The organism is Chryseobacterium sp. OV279 (genome assembly GCF_900128945.1).
In the GTDB taxonomy this organism is placed as follows: Bacteria; Bacteroidota; Bacteroidia; order Flavobacteriales; family Weeksellaceae; genus Chryseobacterium.
The window spans coordinates 1,153,632-1,165,064 of the sequence record NZ_FQUD01000001.1; the positions used below are offsets into that span (position 1 = coordinate 1,153,632).

Below are 11,433 nucleotides of genomic sequence, written 5' to 3' on the forward strand. Positions count from 1 at the left end.
CTTTTGTGGTTGAAAATAATTGTTGTTGAAGTTTACAATTCCACCTTCTGTCTTCTAAACATTTCCGGTTTGTAATTAATAATAAAAACACCACAGATAATCATGGCTGCTGCAAGGATAAATTTAATGGAAATTTTTTCATCCATGATCAGCCAGCCCAAAAATATAGCAATAATGGTATTCACATAGGCCAGTATGGAAACCTGAACAGGAGATATTTTGGTTAAAGCATAATGGAACGCAAAAAATGCTGCGACAGAACCAAAAACAGACAGATAAATCATTGCTGAGATACTTTTTAAAGACCAGTTTCCAAAGTTATAGTTTTCTGAAAACAGGAAGGCAAAAATAATCTGTACAACGCCTGCAAACAGGAACTGATAAAACAGGTTCAGCGTGATATTGCCGCTCTGTATATTGAGTTTCTTAGTGAAAATAGTTCCTGAGGCCCATCCTGCAATCGCACAGAAAAGAAAGATCATTCCCATTCTGTATTCCGGATTGGCAAGATCCTGTATGCCATCCCAGAAAATAAAAAGAATACCGCTGAAACACAGCAGAACACCGGCCAGCGCCCTGAAACTGAACTTTTGAAGACCCACCGCCAGACTTCCCAGGAATACCAGAATCGGAGAACAGGCACTGATTAATGAAGCCAGGCTACTGGATACGGTTTCCTCAGCTACTGTGGTCATTCCGTTCGCCACGATCAGCATCAGAGAGGCGAAAACAATCTGATAGCCTAAATTTTTCCAGCCTATCCATTTAAACTCTTTTCTTGAAAGAAGTACCACAAGCATGATCAGTGCTGCCAAAAACTGACGGATCCCAGCTACGAACCATGCAGGAATAGTTTCCACGGCAACACGTATCGCTAAAAATGTAGTTCCCCAAACAATGGCAACGGTGAGAACGGCAAAAAGAAGTTTGTAATCTTTCAAGGTGAATGTATCGTATAACAGACAAATATACCTGTTCTGAAATGAACCGGATGGGTACAGTTTGTGTGATTTTAGCTGATACAGATGAAGAAGCAGAATGGGAGAGGGAAGAGGGAGGCTGGAAGTTATTGATGCTCGTTTGATGACTACAGTTCTTATAAAATAATTGAAAAGAGAGTGAGGTATAGTTGTCCTCTTAAACTCAATAACTTCCATCTTCCAGCCTCCTTCTTCCTTACTTTTAACAGCAAATCACTATTTTCCCTGATGCTTTTCCGCTTTCCAGCAATGAGTAGGCCTCATCTGCCTGCTCCAATGAATAGGATTGGGAATACAGCTGAACTTTTACTTTTCCGGTTTCCAGAAGGAGAGCTGCTTCTTTTAAAATATCACCATGATGTTTTTTTCGTTCTCCTGACAGAAGAGGATAGAGAGTGAAAACTCCGGAATATTTTGCATTTCTGAAAGACAATGGAGCGAGGCTGTGTGTGCCCCATCCGAGAATGCTGACCACATGTCCCGTATATTGTTTTACCACACGAAAGGAATGATCCAGCACGCTACCCCCAACCGTGTCAACGACTGCATCGAAGCCTGATCCGTTGGTAAATTGCTGCACATACTGATCAACCGATAAAACGGTGTAGTCAATAGGTTCAGCACCATATTTTCTGATCTGTTCCGAACGGTCTGGTTTTACCGTTGTGTACACTTTTGCTCCTTTTGCCACAGCGATTTGTACTGCTATATGACCCACGCCTCCTGCGCCTCCATGAATCAAGACCGTTTGGTTGGGTTGGATGTTGATCTGATCTACAAGTGCTTCCCAAGCTGTAATGAATATCAAAGGGATTGCGGCAGCTTCCTGAAATGAAATATTTTTTGGTTTTAAACTGATATGTTCAGCATCAGCTGTAATGTATTCTGCTAAAGTTCCCTGATGACCACCAATGCCGCCTGCCATTCCGAAAACTTCGTCACCCATTTTAAAATCATTGACGTTTTTCCCTGTTTCTACAACAATTCCAGACATATCAATTCCCAATATTGCAGGAAGGGTTACCCGAGCGTGAGCAGCCTGACCGTTTTTTATTTTAAGGTCTAAAGGATTCAGTCCGGCTGCTTTTATTTTAATTAAAACCTGATGGTCTTTTGGTTTAGGCAGATCAATATCCTTCATGACAAAAGGTTTTCCGAACTCCTCTGTGATAAGGGCTTTCATTGTTTCGTTGTGGTTTGAATTCATTGTTTTCTTTTTTTGATCATACAAAGTTCTGTACTATAACGTCTTGAAATGTTGTATTTTTACATGATAAAAGGGTATAATATTGTCATGAAAAAAGATTTTATTCACCATCCGTTTGAACTGGATTTGAAAGAACCGATGGATGTCTGTCCAAGAGGTGGGCATAGCGTTAGTTTTTTTGAATTGGTTTATATTATTTCAGGGACGGGAATACAGGATATTAATGGGAACGAATTTCCTTACCAGTCCGGAAATCTTTTTCTGCTTGTCCCGGAAGATTCACATCATTTTACTTTTACAACAAAGACTCAGCTGTTTTTTATAAGATTCAATAAAGTATTCCTGCAGACCAAGCATATGACGACAACTTTCCTGAAGCGGCTTGAACAGACGTTTTCCAATCATACTTTCCAGGGACCGGTGATCAAAGGGAAGGATAATGAAATGATGATTAAAAATCTGATGGAAAACCTGATGACTGAAATGAAAAGTAAAAATCTGTACACGGGTGAAATGATTCAGCTGCTGGTGCAGGCTGTTCTTACAAGTGTCGCGCAAAATCTGATGAAAGAGGATATTGTACAAGTAAATGAAATGACCGATCATAAAGCGGCAGACATTATCCAATATGTGCACAGACATATTTATGAGCCTAAAAAACTGACAGGGGAGCACATCAACAATATATTTGGGATCTCTAAAACTTATGTGGGACGTTATTTTAAAAATAATACCGGAAAAACGTTAAATGAATATACCGCCCAATATAAGATGGGCCTTATTGAAAACCGTTTAAAATACAGTGATATGCGCATCAGTGAAATCGCAGATGAATTCGGATTTACAGATAAAAGTCATCTGAACCGCTTTTTCAAAAAGCTGAAAGGAATTTCACCTTCTGCATTCAGGAATGAATAGACTTGTGATTTTAAAAAAAGACTTTTATTCTTTATCTTTGAAGATCTAATAAAAATTGAAGATGGTAGGAATTATTATGGGCAGCCAGAGCGATCTGCCGATCATGGAACAGGCTGCAAATTTTTTGAAAAGCCTGGATATTCCATACGAACTGACGGTAGTTTCGGCGCACAGAACGCCTGAAAGAATGTTTGACTATGCTAAAACAGCGAAAGAAAGAGGTTTGAAAGTGATCATCGCCGGAGCGGGAGGAGCTGCACACCTTCCGGGAATGGTAGCGAGCTGCACGACTTTACCGGTAATCGGAGTTCCGATTTTGTCAAGTAATTCTATTGACGGCTGGGATTCTGTTTTGTCTATCCTTCAGATGCCAGGCGGAATTCCTGTGGCAACGGTTGCGTTAAACGGAGCACTGAATGCGGGAATTTTAGCGGTAAAGATTCTGGGAAGTTCCGATGACGCTGTGGCAGAAAACCTTCAGAAGTATCAGGATTCGCTGAAAGATAAAGTGCTGGGAACAGTGGATGATATCAAAGCAAAGCATCCGAATCATTTTGATTTGTAATAAGATAATGATCATATAAAGCTGCGGCCTCATCGAAGATGAGGCCGCAGCTTTATATGATACTTCCTGATATTTTTAAAAATGAGATCAAAAAACGCTTCGGTTATTGAAGCGTTTTTATTTTAAATTTATTCCTGGGCCATATTGTCCCGTGTATTTTTCTGAACGGAAATAGCTCCGAAAAGAGCGAGGAGAAATGCAAATGCATAAAATCCTTTTTCGCTCGGAAGTATAGTGGCATTCCAAAGTCCAATAGCCAGCAACACGATAGAAGAAAGCGTTGCAAACCAACAGATCCCGTAATAAATATCCGTCACCGGAATATTCTCAAGTCTGTCACGAACCGCTTTCTGCAGAGAAACTACGGCAAAAAGACCATACAAAAGGATGGTAAAATAATATCCTTTTTCATTCAACAGCATTTCAGCTCTGGCAAGGCCTACAATGAAACCTATCATTCCTGCTCCCAATGCTACCCAAGACGCGGCTACGAATGCATTCGATACTCTTTGTTTTTTCATGTATTTTCTGTTTTTATTTGAGAGGGCTAATATATTCATTTTTTATAAATATAGATCTGCCAAAAGTGAAATATGGGAAAAACACGGAACAGATGTATTATTCACTTTAGATTTTGGCTAAAGCCGGGTGATTTTGTTTTATAGTAGAAGCGGACTAAAGTCCGCTCCTATTGAATATCTGTAAGGATGATGATCCATAATCCAACATTCATCATTTTCTCCCTAGTCCCGATAGCAGCGGTTACCCCACAGCAGCAAGGGTCAGGCTTTGGGGCGAGGAGTATGAGCGGATAGCGGGATACAGCTCCTGAAAGAATGGGCAAGTAATATGCTGAACTGAGCACAAAAAGAAAAAGACTTTCCAGAAATCTGAAAAGTCTTTTATGATATATGATTTAAAAATCTTAGTATCTGTAGTATTCAGGCTTGAATGGCCCTTTTGCGTCTACACCGATATACTCAGCCTGTTCCGGAGAAAGAGTTTCCAGTTCAACGCTTAATTTTTTAAGGTGTAAAGCCGCTACTTTTTCATCTAAATGCTTAGGAAGCATATATACTTCGTTTCCGTAAGCAGCAGAATTTGTCCAAAGTTCGATCTGAGCCAGAGTCTGGTTAGAGAAAGAGTTAGACATTACGAAACTTGGGTGTCCTGTAGCACAACCTAAGTTTACCAGTCTACCTTCTGCAAGGATGATTACTTCCTTACCTTCGATCGTGTAGATGTCTACCTGTGGCTTCACTTCAGATTTAGTATGACCGTAGTTTTTGTTTAACCAAGCCATATCGATTTCATTATCGAAGTGACCGATGTTACAAACAACCGCTTTATCTTTCATTTTAAGGAAATGCTCTCCTCTTACAATGTTGAAGTTACCGGTAGTCGTGATCACGATATCAGCGTTGTCTACAACAGTGTCCAGTCTTTTTACTTCATAACCGTCCATTGCAGCCTGAAGCGCACAGATTGGGTCAATTTCAGTAACCGTAACGATAGAACCAGCTCCTCTGAAAGATGCAGCAGTACCTTTACCTACGTCTCCGTATCCGCAAACTACCACTCTTTTTCCTGCAAGCATAAGGTCTGTAGCTCTTCTTACAGCATCTACTGCAGATTCTTTACATCCGTATTTGTTGTCGAACTTAGATTTAGTTACTGAATCGTTTACGTTGATAGCAGGCATTACTAAAGTTCCGTTCTTCATTCTTTCGTACAGTCTGTGTACACCTGTCGTGGTTTCTTCAGAAAGTCCTTTGATATCTTTTGTGAATTCAGGGTATTTATCGAAAACCATGTTCGTTAAATCTCCACCATCATCAAGGATCATGTTCAATGGTTTTCTGTCTTCACCAAAGAATAAAGTCTGCTCAATACACCAGTCAAATTCTTCCTCGTTCAGACCTTTCCAGGCATAAACCGGAATTCCTGCAGCAGCAATAGCAGCAGCAGCGTGATCCTGTGTAGAGAAAATATTACAAGAAGACCATGTAACTTCAGCTCCTAAAGCTACCAAAGTCTCGATAAGCACAGCCGTTTGAATCGTCATGTGAAGACATCCGGCAATTCTTGCCCCTTTTAATGGCTGAGACGGTCCGTATTCTTCGCGGATAGACATCAAACCTGGCATTTCTGCTTCTGCAAGGGTAATTTCTTTTCTTCCCCATTCTGCTAGGGATATGTCCTTCACTTTGTAAGGAACGTATTGTGTTGTAGTACTCATATGTAATGAATAAATTTAAATTCAGTTGATAACGAAACGCAAAATTACAATTAATAATTTAGATAAAAAAACGGCAAATCAAGTTGGCTTTTATGAGATTATACATAGATAAAAATTATTTAGTCTTAATCTAAATAACTATTTTTGTGGGATAAAATTTTATACTATGAATCATACAAATACCCAGGAAGAAGCTAACAGAAAAGCAAAACCGGTAGCTCCAAAAGTAAAAGAACTGATAGAACGTACCAAAAGTGTGATTTTGGCTACGGTAGATGCGGAAGGAACTCCTAATTCGAGCTATGCACCTTTTGTACAGGTAGATAATACATTATATATTCTGGTATCTTTCATGGCTAAACATACCAAAAACCTTGCTGACGGAAGAAAAACCTCAGTTATGTTCATTGAAGATGAATCTGCGACCAAACAGATCTACGCACGTGAGCGTCTAACAATTGAAGCAGCAACTTCACAGATTGAAAGAGATTCTGAAATCTGGAACACCGTTGTAACCAAATTGAAAGAAACACACGGAAAAGTAGTGGATGTTATTGCTGAAATGCAGGATTTCATTCTGATCGCTTTACAGCCGGTAAAAGGTTCTTATGTAAATGGTTTTGGAAGTGCTTATTTTGTAGATGAAAATCTTGAAATTCTTGAGCATAGAAATGATGTGAATCATCAGTCTAAGTAATATATTAAGAATGGGAGAGGGAAGCGGGGAGATGGAAGTTGATAACGGTTAAGTAAAGAATAATATTTTTTAATAGATTCTTTGTCATCAAAACTTCAAAAGTTAATGGGCAAACGAACACTAACTTCCATCTTCGCGCTTCCTTCTCCCTTCTTCTTTCATCTTCCACATCTTTTTACTACTTTTATCGAATAAAAAAATAATGCCTCTTTACCGCGATTTTTCAGATGATACTGCCACCATTCTTGTATGGAAATATGACGAAACTGAAGAACTTGATATCCACAAGCTTCTGGAACCGGAAAATGCGGAAAAGGTAAAAGACTATCATCCGAAAAAACTGCAGGAGGTACTGATGGTGCGCAAACTTCTGAAAAGTTTAAAACCTCATTCCAAAATTTTATACAAAGAAAGAGAGCCTTTTCTTTCGCCCAAGGATGCCGAAATTTCCATCACGCATTCATTCCCTTTTGCCGCCATTGCAGTTTCCAAAAATAAAATAGGGATCGATATTGAGAAATTCAACCCAAAGATTTTAAGGGTTATCGATAAATTCACTTACGAAAACGAAAGAGGATTTATTCCCGCAGATAATGAAGCTGCGTTCTATACTATTATATGGAGTGTAAAAGAAAGCATGTACAAGATCCATCACTCGAAATACTGGTCCCTGAAAAAGAATTATGAGGTGAAACCTTTTGAGCTTAAACATCTTCATAAAATCAGCTGCAGGGTGTATGATGAACAGTTTTCTGACGAGTTCAAAGCGAGGGTGGAATTTTTTGACGATTACTGTTTTACGATTGTGGAGGAATAGAATCTGCTTCGCTTCTGTATTTTTCGATCACTTTTCTCTGTTCTTTAGCGACATCGTAGATGAGTTCCAGGATATCATGAATATTCTTAAGCTCTGTTAAATGTGAAATTTTATCAGGATCCCTGCGGTCGATGAGGTCGTTTTCTTCGATTTCCGTTTTTCTTTTCGAAAGCATATCTTCAATGGAGGAATCTTCAGGTTCCAGGCGGCTTTCCATTCTTAATGCTTCATTGATTTCGTTTCCGTGTAGTAAAACGGAAGTCTGCTGCATTTCTGCTTCTATCTTTCTGCTCCAGCTTTCAGCATCTATTTCAGGATACTTTTCGTCGTTTTTAGAATATTGGGAAAGAGAGGCTGTATATGCGGTGATCAAATGTGACGTGGCTACAAACTGATGCACAACTTCCAGTTTCTTCTGTTGATTTTTCGGTTCAGAAATCATTCTCTGGAAATTATCGGAAAGATTGGCCAGCGAAATGATCGCATTTTTTCTCTTCACTTTATAATCTTCAATGTCAAATTTTCCTTCCAGAAATTTTGAAATAACGCTTTCGAAATAGATGAGGTTGTCTGCTGCAGACTTTTTCATCAGATCAAGATTCTGAGTATGTTCCCATACTGGCAGGACAATGTAAGATACCGCAAACGCTATCACTCCGGCGATGAAGGTATCAATGATTCTGTCCTTGAATATCACATTGACATTTCCGGGATTTAAAAAATTAAAACTCAGAAATATATAGATCGTCATAAACAGAACTGCCCAAAAATAACGGCCCTTCAGAAAACTGAAACACATGATCATACTCAACAGAAGAATGGTAAATAAAATACCATTGATATGGATAAAATGAAGAATCGTATACGCTATGACTGCGCCTGCAATGGTTCCGTACAAACGGAGAAGGTTTCTCTTTTTTGTAATGGAGTAGGCGGGTTTCAATATCGCTACGATCGTGATCAGAATCCAATAGGTGTGTCCCAGCCCCAAAAGATCAAACATAGAGAAAATATATCCCACCAGCAGTGCTGTGGTGATTCTTATCGCATGCCTGAAATGAGAGGATGAAAGCGAAATGTTATTCCGTAAAACTTTAAAATTAAGTTTCTCCTCATTAGGCATGAATTTTTTTAAATCCAACCCCGTGGAAAGACTTTTCGCCAGTTTTACATCCTGGGAAAATACTTTATAGATCTCGTTGATTTCTTTCGTGATCTCATTGATACGCATCAGAATCTGGCGGAGGATCATGAAATTCTCCAGATTGCCGGGAGTCATCTGCTTATTGCGGAGTTCGAAATAATGGTAGTTAAGGTTTTTCAGTTCAAGCTCCAGATCAAACATAGGTTTTGCTCTGGTTCCACTCTGAAGCGCGATTCCGATATTGGTGATTTCTTCAGCAAGAAGATTTAAATAATCATGAATGTTCACGAGAATCATGCTGTCTTCAAAACTCTGCTGCAGTTTCTGATAATCACTTTCGGAAGTCATCAGTTTTTCATGAAGGTCCATAGAATTCAGAAACATCAGCATCAGCAGTCGGCTGGTCGTCGTAGATTCGTTGACGATGGTTCTGGTCTTGAAAACAGTTTCCCTGGTTTCTTCCTGAAGGTTTTTGATTCCTACCTGTTTGGCAATAACCTGAATGGTCAGTCTGTCAAAGTCCGGATTTTTCTGATAATAATTGGCTTTGATCTTTAGAAATTCTGCAAGTTGAAGATAATTTTCCCCGATCATCTGTCCCGCCAGTTTATAAGGCTGGATGGTGGTTACCACAAGGAAAATCAGCAAAAACCAGATACAGCCACATGCGAAAATCAGGAGACTCTTGAAAATATTGCCTCCTGTAAGATGTCCGTCGATAAAGATCGCGAGCACAACCAGAGATAGTGATCCCACAGCAGCAAGTCTCTGTCCGTAGACCCCGATAAGCGAAAAAAACATCCCGAATACAATGATCTCCAGAATGACCAGCACTTTAAAATTCATGACCATACTGGCAATAAGTGCGACGAACACAAAACAGAAAATCGCGAATGTCAGTGCATTTCTTCTTCTGATAAAAGGTCCCGGCTGATCACAGAGTGCTACAAAGCTGGTTCCAAGAGGAAAGAGGAAGTATTCTTTGAGAATCCCGAAGTGGGCGAGGACTAAACAGGGCAGAACAGTTGCCAGCGTAATTCTGATGGCAGAATATACATATTGGCTGGTAACGAATTTTTTGAGTTCTGCTGAATAGTTCATACTACAAAAATAATTATTGAAAACAAGAAAAGCCTTATAAAAATGAGACTTTTGCAAACTTATATATTATATTTCTGTAATCATTTGTCAATTGGCAATTTGAATGGTTGTGTCTATGACGAATTGGGGATGAAGAATTGAACTATTTGCCGTGAGAATGTGAATGGTGAATTTTGCTTCGCAAGTGAAGGGTGAATTTGGGAATAGAGGACTGGGTTTCTTTTGATTGGAATATTTGCCGTGAAATCGTGAATGGTGAATTTTCTTCGTAAGTGAATGGTGAGTTTGGGAATAGAGGACTGGGTTTCTTTTGATTGAACTATTTGGCGTGAAATCGTGAATGGTGAATTTTGCTTCGCAAGTGAATAGTGAATCTGTCTAAGACGGGGTATAATATTCACTGTGAAACAAATTGACAGCGCAGCTCATTGACGATTATTGTGAATGGTAAATCTGTGTAAGACGGGTTGTAAAATTCACGGCGAAGCCAATTGACAGCGCAGCTAATTCACCATTGACCAATTATATTTTACAAAAAAAGCCCCATAAAAATGAGGCTTTTGATTTGAGGTATATAATATCTTAATTCTCTACGTTGGATGTTTCGTCACCGATGTTCCAGGTAAGACCGAAACGAATGGTGTTATCCAAAGCAGTATTGATTTTTGACATATTGATCAGATAAGAAATATCAAGTCCGAAAGAACGGTACTTCAATCCAATACCTGCTGTAGCGAACTGTCTTGCTCCCTGCTCTTCGCTTTCGTGGAAGTAACCTGTTCTTACTGCAAATGCATTGTCATACGAATATTCCAAAGCACCACTCATCATGATAGAGTTTTTGTTTTTGAACGATTTTCCAATCCCGGCAATAGGCCCTACGTTAGGGATTTCATATCTTGGCTGTCTTGTGTTAGGATCTATACCCACATACTCAGATCCCGGAACCAAAATCTTAGAACCTTCAAAGCTGATACCGATCTTGTTCATATCATCTAAATACATATCGTATCCAAGTCCTAATCTTGCCATAGTAGGCAGGTAAGATCTGGATTCTTCATTTCCTGTATAGTCTAATTTAGGACCTAAGTTCTGAACGGCAAAACCTGCGTTCACTTTTCCGTCATATCCTCCGAAACTTGAAAATCTTGGAGAAGTATAGTATCCGGAAACGTCTACTGCAAATGAGTTTGCAGCTTTAAGAGTAGTATCTGTGTTGAAACCTCCAGCTAAGTCTGAACGGATGAATCTACCGGTAACGGCCATTGAGTAAGAATCAGAAAGTTTCAAACCGTAAGCTACGTCAATGGAAAATTCATTAGGCTTTGATGTACCCATAGAAGTTACCTCTGAACCTACTAGCTGAGTAAGATCTACTTCACCCATGTTGAAATAATAGATACTGGCAGAGATCGTAGATCTTTCTTCCTGTCCTAAGAATTTATGGAATGCACCATATAGTAAAAATACATCATTGGTAAGTTTCCCCATATATGGTGTATAGTTAAGACCTACGGAAGAACTTGTTCTGCTAAAAGGATATTTTGCCGCATTCCAGAATTGTGAAAATGCATCCGGTGAAGTTACCACCCCTTGATCTCCCATACCTCCGGATCTTGCATCTGGTGCAATTCTTAGAAAAGGAGCTCCGGTCAATACTGGATTTATCTTACTTAAATCTTGCGAATAGCCTAAAAAACCAGCACTTAAACCAAATCCCAAAAGCAGTTTAGTAGTTAAATTCATATGTTGTCTTTTATATATT

Annotated in this window: 11 protein-coding genes; 5 read left to right on the forward strand and 6 right to left on the reverse strand. The window is 39.3% G+C overall.

Going from position 1 to position 11,433, the window contains the following annotated elements; genetic code table 11:
* Positions 1-32: 32 nt before the first annotated feature.
* Positions 33-941: a DMT family transporter gene (locus tag BUA72_RS05250; RefSeq protein ID WP_072922053.1), complete on the reverse strand. Its 909-nt coding sequence runs from the start codon at positions 939-941 to the stop codon at positions 33-35.
* A 5-nt stretch (positions 942-946) separates the two neighbouring features.
* On the opposite strand from BUA72_RS05250, the gene BUA72_RS24370 reads away from it, so the two are divergent.
* A complete protein-coding gene (locus BUA72_RS24370) occupies positions 947-1,084 on the forward strand; it encodes a hypothetical protein (RefSeq protein ID WP_175548854.1) in 138 nt (45 codons plus the stop codon).
* Positions 1,085-1,182: 98 nt separating this feature from the next.
* Here the strand turns inward: BUA72_RS24370 and BUA72_RS05255 are convergent, their stop codons facing one another.
* A complete protein-coding gene (locus BUA72_RS05255; protein WP_083544118.1) occupies positions 1,183-2,187 on the reverse strand; it encodes a zinc-dependent alcohol dehydrogenase family protein in 1,005 nt (334 codons plus the stop codon).
* Between the two features lie 87 nt (positions 2,188-2,274).
* Between BUA72_RS05255 and BUA72_RS05260 the strand changes: the two genes are divergently transcribed.
* Positions 2,275-3,105, forward strand: coding sequence for an AraC family transcriptional regulator (locus tag BUA72_RS05260; RefSeq protein ID WP_072922495.1), 831 nt, complete (start codon positions 2,275-2,277; stop codon positions 3,103-3,105).
* Positions 3,106-3,166: 61 nt separating this feature from the next.
* Positions 3,167-3,670, forward strand: coding sequence for a 5-(carboxyamino)imidazole ribonucleotide mutase (purE, locus tag BUA72_RS05265; protein ID WP_047453694.1), 504 nt, complete (start codon positions 3,167-3,169; stop codon positions 3,668-3,670).
* A gap of 128 nt (positions 3,671-3,798) precedes the next feature.
* Here the strand turns inward: purE and yiaA are convergent, their stop codons facing one another.
* Together yiaA and ahcY are read right to left on the reverse strand one after the other, a co-directional pair.
* A complete protein-coding gene (gene yiaA / locus BUA72_RS05270; RefSeq protein WP_034728978.1) occupies positions 3,799-4,191 on the reverse strand; it encodes an inner membrane protein YiaA in 393 nt (130 codons plus the stop codon).
* 404 nt (positions 4,192-4,595) lie between these two features.
* Positions 4,596-5,909: an adenosylhomocysteinase gene (ahcY, locus tag BUA72_RS05275; RefSeq protein ID WP_047453696.1), complete on the reverse strand. Its 1,314-nt coding sequence runs from the start codon at positions 5,907-5,909 to the stop codon at positions 4,596-4,598.
* A 166-nt stretch (positions 5,910-6,075) separates the two neighbouring features.
* Between ahcY and BUA72_RS05280 the strand changes: the two genes are divergently transcribed.
* Positions 6,076-6,606: a HugZ family pyridoxamine 5'-phosphate oxidase gene (locus tag BUA72_RS05280; protein WP_034728986.1), complete on the forward strand. Its 531-nt coding sequence runs from the start codon at positions 6,076-6,078 to the stop codon at positions 6,604-6,606.
* 202 nt (positions 6,607-6,808) lie between these two features.
* Positions 6,809-7,423 carry a 4'-phosphopantetheinyl transferase family protein gene (locus tag BUA72_RS05285; protein ID WP_047453701.1) on the forward strand — a complete coding sequence of 205 codons (615 nt, stop codon included), beginning with the start codon at positions 6,809-6,811 and terminating at the stop codon, positions 7,421-7,423.
* On the opposite strand, the gene BUA72_RS05290 is transcribed toward BUA72_RS05285, so the two are convergent.
* Together BUA72_RS05290 and porV are read right to left on the reverse strand one after the other, a co-directional pair.
* Positions 7,404-9,668 carry an FUSC family protein gene (locus BUA72_RS05290; protein ID WP_072922054.1) on the reverse strand — a complete coding sequence of 755 codons (2,265 nt, stop codon included), beginning with the start codon at positions 9,666-9,668 and terminating at the stop codon, positions 7,404-7,406. The genes BUA72_RS05285 and BUA72_RS05290 overlap by 20 nt on opposite strands.
* A 582-nt stretch (positions 9,669-10,250) precedes the next feature.
* Entirely contained in the window at positions 10,251-11,414 is a 1,164-nt protein-coding gene (porV, locus tag BUA72_RS05295; protein ID WP_047453705.1) for a type IX secretion system outer membrane channel protein PorV, read from the reverse strand.
* Between the last annotated feature and the right edge of the window lie 19 nt (positions 11,415-11,433).